The sequence below is a fragment of the Streptomyces sp. rh34 genome (assembly GCF_002551245.1).
Classification (GTDB): Bacteria; Actinomycetota; Actinomycetes; order Streptomycetales; family Streptomycetaceae; genus Streptomyces.
In genome coordinates, this window is record NZ_NTGZ01000146.1 from 1 (window position 1) to 19,130 (window position 19,130).

At 71.0% G+C, this 19,130-nt stretch carries 18 protein-coding genes and 1 pseudogene; 18 read left to right on the top strand and 1 reads right to left on the bottom strand.

Annotation, left to right across the window (positions count from 1 at the left end):
* The first annotated feature begins 20 nt into the window (after positions 1-20).
* The 4 genes from CR470_RS23970 (at position 21) to nusB (ending at position 3,056) form a co-directional block, all read left to right on the top strand.
* Positions 21-818, top strand: a complete 798-nt coding sequence (locus CR470_RS23970) for an AAA family ATPase (RefSeq protein ID WP_097869615.1) — start codon at positions 21-23, stop codon at positions 816-818.
* 80 nt (positions 819-898) lie between these two features.
* Positions 899-2,005, top strand: coding sequence for a M24 family metallopeptidase (locus CR470_RS23975; RefSeq protein ID WP_097869616.1), 1,107 nt, complete (start codon positions 899-901; stop codon positions 2,003-2,005).
* Positions 2,006-2,055: 50 nt separating this feature from the next.
* On the top strand, positions 2,056-2,622 hold the full coding sequence (gene efp, locus CR470_RS23980) for an elongation factor P (RefSeq protein WP_007453234.1): 567 nt from the start codon (positions 2,056-2,058) through the stop codon (positions 2,620-2,622).
* Positions 2,623-2,624: 2 nt separating this feature from the next.
* Positions 2,625-3,056 carry a transcription antitermination factor NusB gene (gene nusB, locus CR470_RS23985; protein ID WP_097869617.1) on the top strand — a complete coding sequence of 144 codons (432 nt, stop codon included), beginning with the start codon at positions 2,625-2,627 and terminating at the stop codon, positions 3,054-3,056.
* Between the two features lie 202 nt (positions 3,057-3,258).
* Here the strand turns inward: nusB and bldD are convergent, their stop codons facing one another.
* Positions 3,259-3,759: a transcriptional regulator BldD gene (bldD, locus tag CR470_RS23990; RefSeq protein ID WP_003970358.1), complete on the bottom strand. Its 501-nt coding sequence runs from the start codon at positions 3,757-3,759 to the stop codon at positions 3,259-3,261.
* Positions 3,760-3,981: 222 nt separating this feature from the next.
* On the opposite strand from bldD, the gene pyrR reads away from it, so the two are divergent.
* From pyrR to CR470_RS24060, 14 genes and pseudogenes are all read left to right on the top strand, one after another.
* Positions 3,982-4,566 (top strand): bifunctional pyr operon transcriptional regulator/uracil phosphoribosyltransferase PyrR, encoded by a 585-nt coding sequence (gene pyrR, locus CR470_RS23995; protein WP_097869618.1) that lies wholly within the window; start codon positions 3,982-3,984, stop codon positions 4,564-4,566.
* A 94-nt stretch (positions 4,567-4,660) separates the two neighbouring features.
* Positions 4,661-5,647, top strand: coding sequence for an aspartate carbamoyltransferase catalytic subunit (locus CR470_RS24000; protein WP_047175695.1), 987 nt, complete (start codon positions 4,661-4,663; stop codon positions 5,645-5,647).
* Between the two features lie 2 nt (positions 5,648-5,649).
* Positions 5,650-6,936 (top strand): dihydroorotase, encoded by a 1,287-nt coding sequence (locus CR470_RS24005; protein WP_097869619.1) that lies wholly within the window; start codon positions 5,650-5,652, stop codon positions 6,934-6,936.
* Positions 6,933-7,514 carry a PH-like domain-containing protein gene (locus CR470_RS24010; RefSeq protein WP_097869620.1) on the top strand — a complete coding sequence of 194 codons (582 nt, stop codon included), beginning with the start codon at positions 6,933-6,935 and terminating at the stop codon, positions 7,512-7,514. Before CR470_RS24005 ends, CR470_RS24010 begins: the two co-directional genes overlap by 4 nt.
* Positions 7,511-8,650: a glutamine-hydrolyzing carbamoyl-phosphate synthase small subunit gene (carA, locus tag CR470_RS24015; protein WP_097869621.1), complete on the top strand. Its 1,140-nt coding sequence runs from the start codon at positions 7,511-7,513 to the stop codon at positions 8,648-8,650. The genes CR470_RS24010 and carA overlap by 4 nt, the downstream gene beginning before the upstream one ends.
* A complete protein-coding gene (gene carB / locus CR470_RS24020) occupies positions 8,643-11,951 on the top strand; it encodes a carbamoyl-phosphate synthase large subunit (RefSeq protein WP_097869622.1) in 3,309 nt (1,102 codons plus the stop codon). The genes carA and carB overlap by 8 nt, the downstream gene beginning before the upstream one ends.
* An 85-nt stretch (positions 11,952-12,036) precedes the next feature.
* Positions 12,037-13,149, top strand: coding sequence for a quinone-dependent dihydroorotate dehydrogenase (locus tag CR470_RS24025; protein WP_097869623.1), 1,113 nt, complete (start codon positions 12,037-12,039; stop codon positions 13,147-13,149).
* Entirely contained in the window at positions 13,146-13,985 is an 840-nt protein-coding gene (gene pyrF / locus CR470_RS24030; protein ID WP_097869624.1) for an orotidine-5'-phosphate decarboxylase, read from the top strand. The genes CR470_RS24025 and pyrF overlap by 4 nt, the downstream gene beginning before the upstream one ends.
* Positions 13,986-14,229: 244 nt before the next feature.
* A complete protein-coding gene (locus tag CR470_RS24035) occupies positions 14,230-14,553 on the top strand; it encodes an integration host factor (RefSeq protein WP_040019917.1) in 324 nt (107 codons plus the stop codon).
* A gap of 38 nt (positions 14,554-14,591) precedes the next feature.
* A complete protein-coding gene (gmk, locus tag CR470_RS24040) occupies positions 14,592-15,185 on the top strand; it encodes a guanylate kinase (RefSeq protein WP_097869625.1) in 594 nt (197 codons plus the stop codon).
* Between the two features lie 61 nt (positions 15,186-15,246).
* Positions 15,247-15,519, top strand: a complete 273-nt coding sequence (gene rpoZ / locus CR470_RS24045) for a DNA-directed RNA polymerase subunit omega (RefSeq protein ID WP_003970369.1) — start codon at positions 15,247-15,249, stop codon at positions 15,517-15,519.
* Positions 15,520-15,667: 148 nt separating this feature from the next.
* The gene (gene coaBC, locus CR470_RS24050) at positions 15,668-16,912 is read left to right on the top strand and encodes a bifunctional phosphopantothenoylcysteine decarboxylase/phosphopantothenate--cysteine ligase CoaBC (RefSeq protein WP_097869627.1); all 1,245 of its coding nucleotides are present in this window, start codon (positions 15,668-15,670) and stop codon (positions 16,910-16,912) included.
* 199 nt (positions 16,913-17,111) lie between these two features.
* Positions 17,112-18,335: a methionine adenosyltransferase gene (gene metK / locus CR470_RS24055; RefSeq protein WP_097869626.1), complete on the top strand. Its 1,224-nt coding sequence runs from the start codon at positions 17,112-17,114 to the stop codon at positions 18,333-18,335.
* 135 nt (positions 18,336-18,470) lie between these two features.
* Positions 18,471-19,130 (top strand): annotated as a pseudogene (locus CR470_RS24060) (primosome assembly protein PriA); the annotation flags it as partial.

Sequence of the window (19,130 nt, forward strand, 5' to 3'; positions counted from 1 at the left end):
TTGCCAGCCCGCTCAGAGATGTGTATAAGAGACAGAGCCACCCCGGCCCGCCCCCGATATCCCCGCCGCCCGGCCAGGCCCCGCCTCCGCCGGCCCAGGGCCGGCCCCAGCAGCCTCCCGCCCCCGGCCAGGCCCCAGGGCCCGGCTGGAGCGGTACCGGACCCACGCCGCCGCCCGCCGGGCAGGTCACCGGGCACGTCCAGCTGCCCCCGGGCGGTCCCGTTCCGCTGCCCGCACCGCCCGCCGGGGCCGGCACCGGCGGCGCGACGCTCGCCGTCCTGCTCATCGGCCCGGCCGGGGCGGGCAAGACCACCGTCGCCAAGCTCTGGGCGGCCCGCCGCCGGGTGCCCACCGCCCATGTCTCCCTCGACGACGTCCGTGAATGGGTCCGCTCCGGCTTCGCCGATCCGCAGGCGGGCTGGAACGACCACTCCGAGGCCCAGTACCGCCTGGCCCGCCGCACCTGCGGCTTCGCCGCCCGCAACTTCCTCGCCAACGGCATCTCCTGCATCCTCGACGACGCCGTCTTCCCCGACCGTCCGGTCGTCGGCCTCGGCGGCTGGAAGCGTCACGTGGGCCCCGGCCTGCTGCCCGTGGTCCTGCTGCCCGGCCTGGAGATCGTCCTGGAGCGCAACGCCGCCCGCAGCGGCAACCGCAGGCTCTCCGACGAGGAGGTCGCCCGCATCCACGGCCGGATGGCCGGCTGGTACGGCTCCGGCCTCCCGATCATCGACAACTCCACGTACGACGTCGAGACCACCGCCCGCGTCCTGGACGACGTACTGGCCCGCTCCATCGCGAGCCCGCCGGCCTGGTAGCCACCGCTCCCACAGTGCCGCGGTCCCCGGTCGGGTGCGCTGGCCGGGCGGGCCGCCGCCCCCGCTCGTACGCTCGAACCATGTCAGAGGTGCACGCCGTCCGACGCGGGCTGCTCCGCGACCGGTGCGCCGCCGCGGGCTCCGCGGCCGCGCTGGTCTCCCGGCCCGCCAACGTCCGCTATCTCGCGGGCGGAGCGCCGCCCGGCGCCGTGCTGCTGCTCGGCCCCGGCGAGGACGTTCTGCTCTGCCCCCGCGCCCCGAGCGGCGAACCCGCCAACGGGCGGCCCGACGAGGCGCTCCGGATCGATCTCCTGCCCGTCCCGGACGAGGACCCGGTGGTCGCCGCCGCGGGCCTCGCCGCCTCGGCGGGCGCGGATTCGCTCGCCGTCGAGGAGCACGATCTGAGCGTGGCCCGGCACCGCGCCATGGGGAAGGCCGCCCCGCGCCTGAGGCTGGCCGATCTGGGTTTCACCGTGGAGCAGCAGCGGATCGTCAAGGACGAGGAGGAGATCGGCTGCCTCCGGATCGCCGCCGAGATCACCGACCAGGCCCTCGGTGAACTCCTCGAATCGATCCTGGTAGGCCGCACCGAGCGGCACCTCGCCCTGGAACTGGAGCGCCGCCTGGTCGACCACGGGGCCGACGGCCCCGCCTTCGCCACCTCCGTGGCCACCGGCCCCAACTCCGGTCAGGGGCGGCACCGGCCCTCGGACCGCAGGGTGGAGGAGGGTGATTTCCTCTCCGTGCGCCTCGGGGCGAGCTACCGCGGCTACCGCTGCGAGATCGGCCGGACCTTCGTCATCGGCACCGCCCCCGCCGAGTGGCAGATCGAGCTCTACGACCTCGTTTTCGCCGCTCAGCGGGCCGGCCGGGAAGCCCTGGCGCCGGGGGCCGCCTATCGGGACGTGGACCGCGCGGCCCGGTATCCGCTGGAGTCGGCGGGGCACGGAGAGGGTCTTCAGCCGAGGACCGGGCACGGCGTGGGGCTCGAAATCGAGGAGGACCCGCAACTGGCACCTACAGCCATGGGTAAACTGGACGCTTGTGTGCCGGTCACCGTCGAACCGGGGGTCCACCTCCCGGGCCGGGGCGGTGTCCGGATCGATGACACGCTCGTCGTGCGCCCCGAGGCGGACGGCGGACCCGAGCTACTCACCATGACGACCAAGGAGCTGCTCGCGCTCTAGCGCGCATCCGCGGTCGTTCCACCAGCTTCAGTCCAGGAGATTCCGCAACCGTGGCTTCCACGAACGACCTCAAGAACGGCCTGGTGCTCAAGCTCGACGGAGGCCAGCTCTGGTCCGTCGTCGAGTTCCAGCACGTCAAGCCCGGCAAGGGCCCCGCCTTCGTGCGCACCAAGCTCAAGAACGTGCTCTCCGGCAAGGTCGTCGACAAGACGTTCAACGCCGGCGTGAAGGTCGAGACGGCCACCATTGACCGCCGCGACATGCAGTTCTCGTACATGGACGGCGAGTACTTCGTCTTCATGGACATGGACACCTACGACCAGCTCATGGTCGACCGCAAGGCCGTCGGCGACGCCGCCAACTTCCTGATCGAGGGCTTCACCGCCTCCGTCGCCCAGCACGAGGGCGAGGTGCTCTACGTCGAGCTGCCCGCCGCGGTCGAGCTGACGATCCAGCACACCGACCCGGGCGTCCAGGGCGACCGCTCCACCGGCGGCACCAAGCCCGCCACGCTGGAGACCGGTTACGAGATCGGCGTGCCGCTCTTCATCAGCACCGGCGAGAAGATCAAGGTCGACACCCGCTCGGGCGACTACCTCGGCCGGGTGAACAGCTAACCGTGGCTGCCCGGAACAAGGCCCGCAAGCGCGCCTTCCAGATCCTCTTCGAGGCCGACCAGCGCGGTGAGTCCGTGCAGACCGTGCTCGCGGACTGGGTTCGGCACGCGCGGACCGACGACCGTCAGCCGCCGGTCGGCGAATTCACGATGGAGCTCGTCGAGGGGTACGCGCAGTACGCGGACCGGATCGACGACCTCATCGTCACCTACGCCGTGGACTGGGAGATCGACCGCATGCCGGTCGTCGACCGGAGCATCCTGCGGCTCGGTGCGTACGAGCTGATCTGGATGGACGAGACCCCGGACGCCGTGGTGATCGACGAGGCCGTCCAGCTCGCCAAGGAGTTCTCCACCGATGACTCCCCGTCCTTCGTGAACGGCCTGCTGGCCCGTTTCAAGGACCTGAAGCCGAACCTCCGCCGGGAGCAGTAGCCCCGCCGCGACGGTTCGGTCGCACACACCACGAAGGGCCCACGGTCAGCCGACCGTGGGCCCTTCGTCGTACCCGGGAGCCCCGCCGGGTCCGAGGGACCGGGGGCGCGGGCGGGGGAACGGAAACGCCGGGCGGGCGGGGCCCGAAGGTCCCCGCCCGCCCGGCGGCACGTTTCTGCTGTGGGGCCCCGCCCCCGCTCGCTCAGCCCTCGTCGTGGGAGACGGCGCGGCGCGCGTCCGCGTCCAGCACGCCCCAGCTGATGAGCTGCTCCGTGAGCACGGACGGCGACTGGTCGTAGATCACGGCGAGCGTGCGCAGGTCGTCCTGCCGGATCGAGAGCACCTTGCCGTTGTAGTCACCGCGCTGGCTCTGGATGGTCGCCGCGTAGCGCTGCAGCGGACCGGCCTTCTCCGGCGGGACGTGGGCGAGGCGCTCCAGGTCCAGGACGAGCTTCGGCGGCGGCTCGGCGGCCCCGCCCGGCGTCGTGCCGGGCAGCAGCTCCTGCACCGGGACCCCGTAGAAATCCGCCAGCTCGGCGAGGCGCTGGACGGTCACGGCGCGGTCGCCGCGCTCGTACGAACCGACCACGACGGCCTTCCAGCGTCCCTGGGACTTCTCCTCCACGCCGTGGAGGGAAAGGCCCTGCTGGGTGCGGATGGCACGGAGTTTGGCCCCGAGCTGTTTTGCGTATTCGCTGGACATATGGCTCCCCGGACGCTGGAACAGTGTGCGGCTCCGCCGCGTGGCTGGTAACTCACTGTGAGGTTACGCAGCGTTACTTGGATGCGTCAAGCCGAATGGTCCGGACCGGCACCTCCCGGGGGCGGGTCCAGGGCCGAGCGCAAGCCCTGGTAGCGTGGATGACGCAATTTCGACGTCCTTTAACGATCCGTCCCGTGAGGCGGAGAAGGAGGTCCGTTTCTTATGGACGCACAGCACGACCACACCGGCAACGCGGCACGCCCCGTTCTCGAGGCCCCCGACATCGCCCGTGTTCTGACCCGTATCGCCCACGAGATCGTCGAACGCGCCAAGGGCGCCGACGACGTGGTGCTGCTCGGCATCCCGACCCGGGGCGTCTTCCTCGCCCGTCGGCTCGCCGAGAAACTCCAGGAGATCACCGGCCGGAAGACGCCGGTCGGATCGCTCGACATCACCATGTACCGCGACGACCTGCGGATGCGCCCGGCGCGCGCCCTGGCCCGTACCGACATCCCCGGCGAGGGGATCGAGGGCAGCCTGGTCGTCCTGGTCGACGACGTGCTCTTCTCCGGCCGCACGATCCGCGCCGCCCTCGACGCGCTCGGCGACATCGGCCGCCCACGCGCGGTACAGCTCGCGGTCCTCGTCGACCGCGGCCACCGGGAACTTCCGATCCGCGCGGACTACGTCGGCAAGAACCTCCCCACGTCGCTGCGGGAGACGGTCAAGGTCCAGCTCGCCGAGGAGGACGGCCGCGACGCCGTGCTGCTGGGCGTCAAGCAGGCCGCCCCCGCGGACACGCAGTAGCTCGAACCCTCCCGTACGCCCTTTCGAGGACGTACGGCCGCTCCTGCGCGCCCGTATGCCTGAAACTCCCTCCAGCAACCCGGAGAACCCCCAGATGAAGCGTCACCTCATCTCGGCCGCCGACCTCACCCGCGACGACGCCGTCCTGATCCTCGACACCGCCGAGGAGATGGCCCGGGTCGCGGACCGGCCGATCAAGAAGCTCCCCACCCTGCGCGGCCGTACCGTCGTCAACCTCTTCTTCGAGGACTCGACCCGCACCCGCATCTCCTTCGAGGCAGCCGCCAAACGGCTGTCCGCCGACGTCATCAACTTCTCCGCCAAGGGCTCCTCCGTCTCCAAGGGCGAGTCCCTGAAGGACACCGCGCTGACCCTGGAGGCGATGGGCGCCGACGCCGTCGTCATCCGGCACGGAGCCTCCGGCGCCCCCTACCGGCTCGCCACCTCCGGCTGGATCGACGGCGCCGTGGTCAACGCCGGGGACGGCACCCACGAGCACCCCACCCAGGCCCTGCTGGACGCCTTCACGATGCGCCGCCGGCTCGTCGGAGCCGACGCCGGGCTCGGCCGTGACCTGGACGGCCGCCGCATCACGATCGTCGGCGACATCCTCCACAGCCGCGTCGCCCGCTCCAACGTCCACCTGCTGACCACGCTCGGCGCGCACGTCACCCTGGTGGCCCCGCCCACCCTCGTGCCCGTGGGCGTCGAGAAGTGGCCCTGCGACGTCAGCTACAGCCTCGACGACGTGCTGGCGAAGTCCGATGCGGTGATGATGCTGCGTGTGCAGCGTGAACGGATGAACGCCGCGTACTTCCCGACCGAGCGCGAGTACTCCCGCCGCTACGGCCTGGACGGCGAGCGGATGGCGAAGATGCCCGAGCACGCCATCGTCATGCACCCCGGCCCGATGGTCCGCGGCATGGAGATCACCGCCGAGGTCGCCGACTCCGACCGCTGCACGGTCGTCGAGCAGGTCGCCAACGGCGTCTCCATCCGCATGGCCGTGCTCTACCTGCTGCTCGGCGGCTCCGACACCGCGCTGTCCGCCGCCCCCGCCCGTACCGAGGAGAACAAGTAACCATGAGCAAGATCATTGTCCGCGGTGCGCGGATCCTCGGCGGCGAGCCGCAGGACGTACTGATCGACGGCGAGACCGTCACCGAGGTGGGCACCGGCATCGACGCCGCCGACGCCACCGTGATCGAGGCCGAGGGACAGATCCTGCTGCCCGGCCTGGTCGACCTGCACACCCATCTGCGCGAGCCCGGCCGTGAGGACTCCGAGACCGTCCTCACCGGCACCAAGGCCGCGGCGGTCGGCGGCTTCACCGCCGTGCACGCCATGGCCAACACCTTCCCCGTCGCCGACACCGCCGGCGTCGTCGAGCAGGTCTGGCGCCTCGGCAAGGAGTCCGGCTACTGCGACGTCCAGCCCGTCGGCGCCGTCACCGTCGGCCTGGAGGGCAAGCAGCTCGCCGAGCTCGGCGCGATGCACGACTCCGCCGCCGGGGTGAAGGTCTTCTCCGACGACGGCAAGTGCGTCGACGACGCGGTGATCATGCGCCGCGCCCTGGAGTACGTGAAGGCCTTCGACGGCGTCGTCGCCCAGCACGCCCAGGAGCCCCGCCTCACCGAGGGCGCCCAGATGAACGAGGGCATCGTCTCCGCCGAACTGGGGCTCGGCGGCTGGCCCGCCGTCGCCGAGGAGTCGATCATCGCCCGCGACGTCCTCCTCGCCGCCCACGTCGGCTCCCGCGTCCACATCTGCCACCTCTCCACCGCCGGCTCCGTCGAGATCGTCCGCTGGGCCAAGTCCAAGGGCTGGAACGTCACCGCCGAGGTCACCCCGCACCACCTCCTCCTCACCGACGACCTGGTCCGCACCTACAACCCGGTCTACAAGGTGAACCCGCCGCTGCGCACCGAGGCCGACGTCCTGGCCCTGCGCGAGGCGCTCGCCGACGGCACGATCGACTGCGTCGCCACCGACCACGCCCCGCACCCGCACGAGGACAAGGACTGCGAGTGGGCCGCGGCCGCCATGGGCATGGTGGGCCTGGAGACCGCGCTCTCGGTCGTCCAGCAGACGATGGTGGACACCGGCCTGATCGACTGGGCGGGCGTCGCCGACCGCATGTCCTTCCGCCCCGCGGCCATCGGCCGCCTCGAAGGACACGGCCGCCCCGTCTCGGCGGGTGAGCCCGCCAACCTCACCCTGGTCGATCCGGCATACCGTGGAGCCGTGGACCCCGCGGGCTTCGCGTCCCGCAGCCGAAACACCCCCTACGAGGGCCGTGAGCTGCCGGGCCGTGTCACCCACACCTTCCTGCGGGGCCGTGCCACGGTCGTCGACGGGAAGCTCGCGTGACAACTCTGACCCCCCTGTACCACCTGGCCGCCGAGCAGAAGTCGGCGGAAGTGACGGACTGGGCCGCCCGCATCGCCTGGGTGGTCGGCCTGCTCGTCTTCATCGCCCTCGTCTACTGGCTGATGCGCCAGGGCTGGAAATGGCGCGCCAGCCTCCAGTCCGGCCTGCCCGAGCTCCCGGCCGCCCCCGAGGGCTTCGCCGACGACGAGCCGCTCCTGACGCTTCAGGGGCGCTACCACGCGTCCACCACCGCCGGGCAGTGGCTCGACCGGATCGTCGCGCACGGCCTCGGCACCCGCAGCCGTACCGAGCTCACGCTCACCTCGCGCGGACTGTACGTCGAACGCCCCGGGGCGGCCGACTTCTTCGTCCCGGCAGAAGCCCTGCGCGAGGCCCGTCTCGACAAGGCGCTCGCCGGCAAGGTCCTCCCCGAGGGCGGCCTGCTGATCATCACCTGGGCGCACGGCGAGACGCTGATCGACTCCGGCTTCCGCTCCGACCGCGCCGCCGAGCACCAGGCCTGGGTCGACGCCGTCACCCACCTCACCAGCACCACTACGGAAGGCACCGCACGATGACGATCTCCACCCGGGGGGACCAGACCCCCGCCGTACTCGTCCTGGAGGACGGCCGCGCCTTCCGCGGCCGTGCCTACGGGGCCGTGGGGGAGACCTTCGGCGAAGCGGTGTTCTCCACCGGCATGACCGGCTACCAGGAAACGCTGACCGACCCCTCGTACCACCGCCAGGTCGTCGTCATGACCGCCCCGCACGTCGGCAACACCGGCGTGAACGACGAGGACCCCGAGTCCGGCCGCATCTGGGTCTCCGGCTACGTCGTCCGCGACCCCGCCCGCAAGCCCTCCAACTGGCGCTCGCAGCGCTCGCTGGACGAGGAGCTGGTGGCGCAGGGCGTCGTCGGTATCAGCGGCGTCGACACCCGTGCCCTCACCCGCCACCTGCGCGAGCGCGGCGCGATGCGCGTCGGGATCTTCTCCGGCAACGCGATCCCCGACGAGGGCACCCTCCTCGCCAGGGTCCGCCAGGCCCCCGAGATGACCGGCGCCGACCTCTCCGCCGAGGTCGCCACCAAGGAGACCTACGTCGTTCCCGCGATCGGCACGAAGAAGTTCACCGTCGCCGCGATCGACCTCGGCATCAAGGGCATGACCCCCCACCGGATGGCCGAGCGCGGCATCGAGGTGCACGTGCTGCCCGCCACCGCCACCCTGGAGGAGGTGTACGCCGTGAACCCCGACGGCGTCTTCTTCTCCAACGGCCCCGGCGACCCGTCCACCGCCGACCACCCGGTCGCCCTCATGCGCGGCGTCCTGGAACGGTCCACCCCGCTCTTCGGCATCTGCTTCGGCAACCAGATCCTCGGCCGCGCGCTCGGCTTCGGCACCTACAAGCTGAAGTACGGCCACCGAGGCATCAACCAGCCGGTGCAGGACCGCACCACCGGCAAGGTCGAGGTCACCGCGCACAACCACGGCTTCGCCGTCGACGCCCCGCTCGACAAGGTCTCCGACACCGGGTTCGGCCGTGCCGAGGTCTCCCACGTCTGCCTGAACGACCAGGTGGTCGAGGGGCTCCAGCTCCTGGACCGGCCCGCCTTCAGCGTCCAGTACCACCCCGAGGCGGCCGCCGGCCCGCACGACGCCGCGTACCTCTTCGACCGCTTCGTTTCCCTGATGGAGGGCCAGCGTGCCTAAGCGCTCCGATATCCAGTCCGTCCTGGTCATCGGCTCCGGTCCGATCGTCATCGGCCAGGCCGCCGAGTTCGACTACTCCGGCACCCAGGCCTGCCGCGTCCTCAAGGCCGAGGGCCTGCGCGTCATCCTGGTGAACTCCAACCCGGCGACGATCATGACCGACCCGGAGATCGCCGACGCCACCTACGTCGAGCCGATCACCCCCGAGTTCGTCGAGAAGATCATCGCCAAGGAGCGCCCCGACGCGCTCCTGCCCACCCTCGGCGGCCAGACCGCGCTGAACACCGCGATCTCCATGCACGAGAACGGCGTCCTGGAGAAGTACGGCGTCGAGCTCATCGGCGCCAACGTCGAGGCGATCAACAAGGGCGAGGACCGCGACCTCTTCAAGGGCGTCGTCGCGGCGGTCAAGGAGAAGACCGGGTACGGCGAGTCCGCCCGCTCCGTCATCTGCCACACCATGGACGACGTCATCGCCGGCGTCGACACCCTCGGCGGCTACCCCGTCGTCGTCCGCCCCTCCTTCACCATGGGCGGCGCCGGCTCCGGCTTCGCCCACGACGAGGAGGAGCTGCGCCGCATCGCCGGACAGGGCCTCACGCTCTCCCCGACCACCGAGGTGCTCCTGGAGGAGTCCATCCTCGGCTGGAAGGAGTACGAGCTGGAGCTGATGCGCGACAGGAACGACAACGTCGTGGTCGTCTGCTCCATCGAGAACTTCGACCCGATGGGCGTCCACACCGGCGACTCCATCACCGTCGCCCCCGCGATGACGCTCACCGACCGCGAGTACCAGCGGCTGCGCGACGTCGGCATCGCGATCATCCGCGAGGTCGGCGTCGACACCGGCGGCTGCAACATCCAGTTCGCCATCGACCCCGCCGACGGCCGGGTCATCGTCATCGAGATGAACCCGCGCGTCTCCCGCTCCTCGGCGCTCGCCTCCAAGGCCACCGGCTTCCCGATCGCCAAGATCGCCGCCAAGCTGGCCGTCGGCTACACCCTGGACGAGATCCCCAACGACATCACCGAGAAGACGCCGGCCTCCTTCGAGCCGACCCTCGACTACGTCGTCGTCAAGGCCCCGCGCTTCGCCTTCGAGAAGTTCCCCTCCGCCGACTCCACCCTCACCACCACCATGAAGTCGGTGGGCGAGGCCATGGCGATCGGCCGGAACTTCACCGAGGCGCTCCAGAAGGCCCTGCGCTCGCTGGAGAAGAAGGGCTCGCAGTTCGCCTTCACCGGCCCGGCCGGCGACAAGGCCGAGCTGCTCGCGGAAGCGGTCCGTCCGACCGACGGCCGGATCAACACCGTCATGCGGGCGATCCGGGCCGGAGCCACCCAGGAGGAGGTCTTCGACGCCACGAAGATCGACCCCTGGTTCGTCGACCAGCTCTTCCTGATCAAGGAGATCGCCGACGAGCTGGCCTCCGCCGAACGCCTCGACGCCGACCTGATCGCCGAGGCCAAGCGGCACGGCTTCTCCGACGCCCAGATCGGCGAGATCCGCGGGCTGCGCGAGGACGTCGTCCGCGAGGTCCGGCACGCGCTCGGCATCCGCCCGGTCTACAAGACGGTCGACACCTGCGCCGCCGAGTTCGCCGCGAAGACGCCGTACTTCTACTCCTCCTACGACGAGGAGAGCGAGGTCGCGAGCCGCACCAAGCCGGCCGTGATCATCCTCGGCTCGGGCCCCAACCGCATCGGCCAGGGCATCGAGTTCGACTACTCCTGCGTGCACGCCTCCTTCGCCCTGAGCGACGCGGGCTACGAGACCGTCATGGTCAACTGCAACCCCGAGACCGTCTCCACCGACTACGACACCTCCGACCGGCTCTACTTCGAGCCGCTCACCCTGGAGGACGTCCTGGAGATCGTGCACGCCGAGTCGCTGGCGGGCCCGATCGCCGGTGTCATCGTGCAGCTCGGCGGCCAGACCCCGCTCGGCCTCGCGCAGGCGCTCAAGGACAACGGCGTGCCCGTCGTCGGCACCTCCCCGGAGGCCATCCACGCCGCCGAGGACCGCGGCGCCTTCGGCCGGGTCCTGGCCGAGGCCGGACTGCCCGCGCCCAAGCACGGCACCGCCACCACCTTCGGCGAGGCCAAGGCCATCGCCGACGAGATCGGCTACCCGGTCCTGGTCCGTCCGAGCTACGTGCTCGGAGGGCGCGGCATGGAGATCGTGTACGACGAGACGCGCCTCGCCTCGTACATCTCCGAGTCCACCGAGATCAGCCCCACCCGGCCGGTCCTGGTCGACCGCTTCCTCGACGACGCCATCGAGATCGACGTGGACGCCCTCTACGACGGCACCGAGCTGTACCTCGGCGGCGTCATGGAGCACATCGAGGAGGCCGGCATCCACTCCGGCGACTCGGCCTGCGCCCTGCCCCCGATCACGCTCGGCGGCTTCGACATCAAGCGGCTGCGCGCCTCCACCGAGGGCATCGCCAAGGGCGTCGGCGTGCTCGGACTGATCAACATCCAGTTCGCACTCTCCGGCGACATCCTCTACGTCCTCGAAGCCAACCCGCGCGCCTCCCGCACGGTCCCCTTCACCTCCAAGGCGACCGCCGTCCCGCTCGCCAAGGCCGCCGCCCGCATCTCGCTGGGCGCGACCATCGCCGAGCTGCGCGCGGAGGGCCTGCTGCCGAAGACCGGCGACGGCGGCACCCTGCCGCTGGACGCGCCGATCTCCGTCAAGGAGGCCGTGATGCCGTGGTCGCGCTTCCGCGACATCCACGGCCGGGGCGTCGACACGGTCCTCGGCCCGGAGATGCGCTCCACCGGCGAGGTCATGGGCATCGACTCGGTCTTCGGCACCGCGTACGCCAAGTCGCAGGCCGGCGCCTACGGCCCGCTGCCCACCAAGGGCCGCGCGTTCATCTCGGTCGCCAACCGCGACAAGCGCTCGATGATCTTCCCGGCCCGTGAACTGGTCGCCCACGGCTTCGAGCTGATGGCCACCTCCGGCACCGCCGAGGTCCTCAAGCGCAACGGCATCAACGCCACCGTCGTGCGCAAGCAGTCCGAGGGCACCGGTCCGAACGGCGAGAAGACCATCGTCCAGCTCATCCACGACGGCGAGGTCGACCTCATCGTCAACACGCCGTACGGCACCGGCGGCCGGCTCGACGGTTACGAGATCCGCACCGCGGCCGTCGCCCGCTCCGTACCGTGCCTGACCACGGTCCAGGCGCTCGCCGCCGCCGTCCAGGGCATCGACGCCCTCAACCACGGTGACGTCGGGGTCCGTTCCCTCCAGGAACACGCCGAGCATCTGACAGCGGCCCGCGACTAGCGGCCCGGAGAGGGGGACACCGTCAAACGGTGTCCCCCTCTTCGCGAGCCACGTCGAGCACACCGAGCACCAAGGACATCTCTTCATGTACAAGCTCTTCTTCCGGCTGGTCTTCACGCGGATGGACCCCGAGCGGGCCCACTACGCCGCCTTCCGGTGGATCCGCCTCGCCGCCCGCGTCCCCGTCCTGCGCACCTTCGTCGCCGCCGCCCTCGCCCCGCGCTTCAAGGAGCTGCGCACCGAGGCCCTCGGCCTGCGGATGCACGGCCCCTTCGGGCTCGCCGCCGGCTTCGACAAGAACGCCGTCGCGATCGACGGCATGGCGATGCTCGGCTTCGACCACATCGAGATCGGCACCGTCACCGGCGAACCGCAGCCCGGCAACCCCAAGAAGCGCCTCTTCCGGCTCGTCGCGGACCGCGCGCTGATCAACCGCATGGGCTTCAACAACGAGGGCTCCGCCGCCGTCGCCGCCCGCCTGGCCGCACGCAACCCCGTCTTCCGCACCACGGTCGGCGTCAACATCGGCAAGACCAAGGTCGTGCCCGAGGCCGAGGCCGCCGCCGACTACGTGAAGTCCACCGAGGCCCTCGCCGCCCACGCCGACTACCTGGTCGTCAACGTCTCCTCGCCCAACACCCCGGGTCTGCGCAACCTCCAGGCCACCGAGTCGCTGCGCCCGCTGCTCACCGCCGTACGCGAGGCCGCCGACCGCACCGTCACCACCCGGCGCGTCCCCCTGCTCGTCAAGATCGCCCCGGACCTCGCGGACGAGGACGTCGACGCGGTCGCCGACCTCGCCGTGGAGCTGGGCCTGGACGGCATCATCGCCACCAACACCACCATCGCCCGCGAGGGCCTGGGCCTGAAGTCGGCACCCGACCTGGTGGGGGAGACCGGCGGACTCTCCGGCGCACCCCTCAAGGAGCGCTCGCTGGAGGTCCTGAGCCGCCTGTACGCCCGTGTGGGGGACCGAATCACGCTGGTGGGCGTCGGGGGCGTCGAGACCGCCGAGGACGCCTGGCAGCGCATCCTCGCCGGGGCCACCCTCGTCCAGGGCTACAGCGCCTTCATCTACGAGGGTCCCTGCTACGCCCGCGCGATCCACCAGGGCCTCGCCGCCCGGCTCGCCGCCTCCCCGTACGCCACCCTCGCCGAGGCCGTCGGCGCCGAGACCCGGAAGAAGGCCGCCCTGTGACGCTCGAACCCTTCGGCGCCCGCCTGCGGCACGCCATGGACACCCGCGGGCCGCTCTGCGTCGGCATCGACCCGCACGCCTCCCTGCTCACCTCCTGGGGCCTGAACGACGACATCGCGGGCCTGGAGCGCTTCACCCGGACCGTCGTGGAGGCGCTGGCCGACCGGGTCGCCGTCCTCAAGCCGCAGTCCGCGTTCTTCGAGCGCTTCGGCTCGCGCGGCGTCGCCGTCCTGGAGAAGGCGGTCGGGGAGGCACGGGCGGCCGGCGCGCTCGTCCTGATGGACGCCAAGCGCGGTGACATCGGCTCCACGATGGGCGCCTACGCGGCGACCTACCTGGACAAGGACTCGCCGCTCTTCTCGGACGCGGTGACGCTCTCCCCGTACCTGGGCTTCGGCTCACTGCGCCCGGCGCTCGACGCGGCCGCCGCCTCCGGCGCGGGCGTCTTCGTGCTCGCCCTGACCTCCAACCCGGAGGGCGCCGAGGTCCAGCGGGCCACGGCCGCCGACGGCCGCTCCCTCGCCCAGCTGATGCTCGACCACATGGCCGCCGAGAACGCCGGGGCCGCCCCGCTCGGCTCGGTCGGCGCGGTGGTCGGCGCGACGCTCGGCGACGCGGGGGTGAACCTGGCGATCAACGGGCCGCTCCTCGCGCCCGGCATCGGCGCCCAGGGGGCGACCCCGGCGGATCTTCCGGCGGTGTTCGGCGACGCGGTGGGCAACGTGGTGCCCAGCGTGAGCCGGGGCGTGCTGCGCCATGGCCCGGACGCGTCCGGGCTGCGCGAAGCCGCCGAGCGGTTCGCGGACGAGGTCCGCGGCGCCGTATCCGGCAGCTGACCCTGACACGTTTACAGCGTGTTGACGAAATACTGACGAGAAACCTGGTCGATATGTCGGGAAAATCCTGGTCGGCCACAGCTGACCAGGACTTTTCGTCTGTTCTCGCTGACTAGAGCGGCCCTTGCCGCTAGTCTCCGTCGAGAGCGGACGAGCACAGTGTGTTCTCCACTCACCAGGTGGGTGGCGTCCAGCTTCCCCGCCGGTCCGTATCCGACAGATCGACATCCGAGGTGACGTAGGCGTGGCTCTTCCGCCCCTTACCCCTGAACAGCGCGCAGCCGCGCTCGAAAAGGCCGCCGCGGCTCGCCGGGAGCGGGCCGAGGTCAAGAATCGACTCAAGCACTCCGGCGCTTCCCTCCACGACGTCATCAAGCAGGGCCAGGAGAACGACGTCATCGGGAAGATGAAGGTCTCCGCACTGCTGGAGTCCCTGCCGGGCGTCGGCAAGGTCCGCGCCAAGCAGATCATGGAGCGTCTCGGTATCTCCGAGAGCCGCCGGGTCAGGGGTCTTGGCTCCAATCAGATCGCATCCCTGGAGCGTGAGTTCGGCGGCAGCCCCGCCTGACGTTCTCAGGCACTCCTGAGAACCTGGATAATCGCCCCATGGCTGCAACATTCCGGGGGACGTCCCCCGTACCCCCGGACGTACGTCCGCGACTGACCGTGCTCTCCGGCCCCTCAGGGGTCGGCAAGAGCACGGTCGTCGCTCATATGCGCACCGTGCACCCCGAGGTCTGGCTCTCCGTGTCGGCGACGACACGCAAGCCGCGGCCCGGGGAGCGCAACGGTGTCCACTACTTCTTCGTGGACGACGAGGAGTTCGACAAGCTCGTCGCCAACGGCGAACTGCTGGAGTGGGCCGAGTTCGCGGGCAACCGCTACGGCACGCCCCGGCGCGCCGTGCTGGACCGTCTGGAGGCCGGTGAGCCCGTCCTGCTGGAGATCGATCTCCAGGGCGCCCGGCTGGTCCGCCAGTCGATGTCCGACGCGCGTCTGGTCTTCCTGGCGCCGCCGAGCTGGGAGGAGCTGGTGCGCCGGCTCACCGGCCGGGGCACCGAGGCCCCCGAGGTCATCGAGCGCCGGCTCGCCGCCGCGAAGATCGAACTGGCCGCCGAGGCCGAGTTCGATACGACGCTCGTCAACACCTCCGTCGAGGACGTGGCGCGTGAGCTGCTAACGTTGATGCTTCAGGCCTAGATCTCCGCGATCGTTCAGATCTCTTTGATCTTTGATCTACACCCCCTTCGGAAGGCAGAGAGTGTCCTCTTCCATCACCACGCCCGAGGGCATCATCAACCCGCCGATTGATGAGCTCCTCGAAGCCACCGACTCGAAGTACAGCCTGGTGATCTACGCGGCCAAGCGCGCCCGCCAGATCAACGCGTACTACTCGCAGCTCGGTGAAGGCCTCCTCGAGTACGTCGGTCCGCTCGTCGACACCCACGTGCACGAGAAGCCGCTCTCGATCGCACTCCGCGAGATCAACGCGGGCCTGCTGACCTCCGAGGCCATCGAGGGCCCCGCGCAGTAACGCAGGAGCACCACGGCACCTTCACTCCAGGCCCGGCGGCCCGTCCGCCGGGCCTGAGGTGTGTCCGGGGCCGGATGAACGCGTTCCGTGCGGTGAGGCAGCATGGGACGCGTACGTTGCCTTACGTTGCCGAGTGCGGGGAGACGCAGTGGACAAGCCGAAGGTGGTCCTGGGGGTCAGCGGGGGCATCGCCGCCTACAAGGCGTGCGAGCTGCTGCGCCGGCTGACCGAGTCCGGCCACGACGTGCGGGTCGTCCCGACCGCAGCGTCGCTGCACTTCGTGGGGGCCGCGACCTGGTCGGCGCTCTCCGGCCACCCGGTGTCCGACGCGGTCTGGGAGGACGTCCACGAGGTCCCGCACGTGCGGATCGGGCAGGGCGCCGACCTCGTGGTGGTCGCCCCGGCCACCGCGGACATGCTGGCCAAGGCCGCCCACGGGCTCGCCGACGACCTCCTCACCAACACGCTCCTGACCGCCCGCTGTCCGGTGGTCTTCGCTCCCGCCATGCACACCGAGATGTGGGAGCACCCGGCCACCCAGGAGAACGTCGCCACCCTGCGCCACAGGGGAGCCGTCGTCATCGAGCCCGCCGTCGGGCGGCTCACCGGCGTCGACACCGGCAAGGGCCGGCTCCCCGACCCCGGCGAGATCTTCGAGGTCTGCCGCCGGGTGCTGGCGCGCGGGGTCACCGAGCCCGACCTCGCGGGCCGCCATGTGGTGATCAGCGCCGGCGGCACGCGCGAGCCGCTCGACCCGGTGCGTTTCCTGGGCAACCGCTCCTCCGGCAAGCAGGGGTACGCGCTGGCGCGCACCGCCGTGGCCCGAGGGGCCCGGGTCACCCTGATCGAGGCCAACACCGGGCTGCCCGACCCGGCCGGGGCCGATGTCCTCCGCGTCGGCACCGCCGTCCAGCTGCGCGAGGCCGTGCTGAAGGCCGCCCCCGACGCGGACGTGGTGGTGATGGCGGCCGCGGTGGCCGACTTCCGCCCTGCCGCGTACGCCTCCGGCAAGATCAAGAAGAGGGACGGCGAGGATGCGCCCGCCGTCACCCTGGTCCGCAACCCCGACATCCTCGCCGAGGTCTCCGGCGAACGGGCCCGCCCGGACCAGATCGTCGTCGGATTCGCGGCCGAGACCGACGACGTGCTGGTCAACGGCAGAGCAAAGCTCCGCCGCAAGGGCTGCGACCTCCTCGTGGTCAACGAGGTGGGGGAGCGCAAGACCTTCGGCTCGGAGGAGAACGAAGCGGTCGTCCTCGCCGCCGACGGCTCGGAGACGCCGGTGCCGTACGGACCCAAGGAAGCGCTCGCCGACACGGTCTGGGATCTGGTTTCGGGCAGGTTCCAGCCGATTTCACAATCAACCCTCCGGGCGAGCGAAATCGTCCCATAAGGCCTGAAACGCAGGCCGGGAAGGGTGGATTGTCCTACTGGCGCCCCACGTGGCGCACGTCACGAACCTCCCAAAGGGCGAGACACCTGCCCCGGTCGCCGGATGCGACCGATAAACTGGCCGACGGTACGCGCCGAGCGCAGCTCTCGGTCGTACCACCCATGATCAGCCAGCAGCCGCTGCAACCCCAGGGAGCGATGTGTCCCGCCGTCTCTTCACCTCGGAATCCGTCACCGAGGGTCACCCCGACAAGATCGCTGACCAGATCAGCGACACGATTCTCGACGCGCTCCTGCGCGAGGACCCCTCCTCGCGCGTCGCCGTCGAGACCTTGATCACCACCGGTCTGGTGCATGTCGCGGGCGAGGTCACCACCAAGGCCTACGCCGACATCCCCAACCTCGTGCGCAACAAGGTTCTGGAGATCGGTTACGACTCCTCCAAAAAGGGCTTCGACGGTGCTTCCTGTGGCGTCTCGGTGTCGATCGGCGCGCAGTCGCCGGACATCGCCCAGGGCGTCGACACCGCGTACGAGAAGCGGGTCGGGGGTGCCGCCGCGGGTGAAGAAGTCGACGAGCTCGACAAGCAGGGCGCGGGCGACCAGGGCCTGATGTTCGGCTACGCCTGCGACGAGACCCCGGAGCTGATGCCGCTCCCGATCCACGTCGCGCACCGCCTCTCCCGGCGGCTGTCCGAGGTGCGCAAGAACGGGACCATCCCCTACCTGCGCCCCGACGGCAAGACCCAGGTCACCATCGAGTACGACGGTGACAAGGCGGTCCGGCTGGACACGGTGGTCGTCTCCTCGCAGCACGCCTCCGACATCGACCTGGACTCGCTGCTCGCCCCCGACATCCGCGAGTTCGTCGTCGAGCACGTGCTCGCGCAGCTCGTCGAGGACGGCATCAAGCTGGACACCGAGGGCTACCGCCTCCTGGTGAACCCGACCGGCCGCTTCGAGATCGGCGGCCCGATGGGCGACGCCGGCCTGACCGGCCGCAAGATCATCATCGACACCTACGGCGGCATGGCCCGGCACGGCGGCGGCGCCTTCTCGGGCAAGGACCCGTCCAAGGTCGACCGCTCCGCCGCGTACGCGATGCGCTGGGTCGCCAAGAACGTGGTGGCCGCCGGTCTCGCCGCACGCTGCGAGGTCCAGGTCGCGTACGCGATCGGCAAGGCCGAGCCCGTCGGACTGTTCGTGGAGACCTTCGGTACCGCCGCGGTCGACACCGAGAAGATCGAGAACGCGATCGGCGAGGTCTTCGACCTCCGCCCGGCCGCGATCATCCGGGACCTCGACCTGCTCCGCCCGATCTACGCCCAGACCGCCGCCTACGGCCACTTCGGCCGTGAGCTGCCCGACTTCACCTGGGAGCGCACCGACCGCGTGGACGCCCTGCGCGCCGCCGCCGGTCTGTAGCGAAACCGCCCGCGTACGAGAACAGCGGGGCTGGCGTCATCGAGTACGACAGCGGGGCCCGGACACCGATCGAGGTGGCCGGGCCCCGCTGCCGTGCCCCCGCCGCTGTCAGTGCTCTCTGGTAGGAATTCAGCTGTGAGCAGCGAGAACGAGCAGTCCGCCGAACCCGGTGCCGGGGCGCCGGAGCAGCTTGCGCTGATCCGGGAGACCGTGCGCCGGGCGAAGGTGCCGCGTGCCAAGCCGCGGACCTGGCGCGGCGCGGCCCTCGCCGAGGAGCTGCCCGTCGCCCGCGTCCTGGTCAACAAGGGCGTCCTCCACCTCGACCAGTACTTCGACTACGCCGTCCCCGAGGAGCTGGACGCCGACGCACAGCCGGGCGTCCGGGTGCGGGTCCGGTTCGGGGCCGGCGGGCGCAACGTCCAGGGCGGGCGGCGCGAGGGCGGCGGGCTGATCGACGGCTTCATCGTCGAGCGCCGCGCCGAATCCGACTATCAGGGGGCGCTGGCCGCCCTCGCCTCCGTGGTCTCCCCGGAGCCGGTCCTCGGGCCCGACCTGCTCGCCCTCTGCCGCGCCGTCGCCGACCGGTACGCGGGCAGCCTCGCCGATGTCCTCCAGCTCGCCGTCCCGCCCCGCAACGGCCGTGCCGAGTCCAAGCCCTCCCCGGACCCACTGCCTCCGCCCCCCGTCCCGGAGCCGGGCACCTGGGAGCGGTACGGCCAGGGCCCGGCCTTCCTGCGCGCGCTGGCCGAGGGCGGCGCTCCGCGCGCGGTGTGGACCGCCCTGCCCGGCCCGCAT

Excerpts from the sequence above, each read along its gene's own strand:
- CR470_RS23975 (WP_097869616.1), top strand. The coding sequence starts at position 899 with ATGTCAGAGGTGCACGCCGTCCGACGCGGGCTGCTCCGCGACCGGTGC.
- bldD (WP_003970358.1), bottom strand. The coding sequence starts at position 3,759 with ATGTCCAGCGAATACGCAAAACAGCTCGGGGCCAAACTCCGTGCCATC.
- pyrR (WP_097869618.1), top strand. The coding sequence starts at position 3,982 with ATGGACGCACAGCACGACCACACCGGCAACGCGGCACGCCCCGTTCTC.
- CR470_RS24000 (WP_047175695.1), top strand. The coding sequence starts at position 4,661 with ATGAAGCGTCACCTCATCTCGGCCGCCGACCTCACCCGCGACGACGCC.
- CR470_RS24005 (WP_097869619.1), top strand. The coding sequence starts at position 5,650 with ATGAGCAAGATCATTGTCCGCGGTGCGCGGATCCTCGGCGGCGAGCCG.
- carA (WP_097869621.1), top strand. The coding sequence starts at position 7,511 with ATGACGATCTCCACCCGGGGGGACCAGACCCCCGCCGTACTCGTCCTG.
- CR470_RS24025 (WP_097869623.1), top strand. The coding sequence starts at position 12,037 with ATGTACAAGCTCTTCTTCCGGCTGGTCTTCACGCGGATGGACCCCGAG.
- gmk (WP_097869625.1), top strand. The coding sequence starts at position 14,592 with ATGGCTGCAACATTCCGGGGGACGTCCCCCGTACCCCCGGACGTACGT.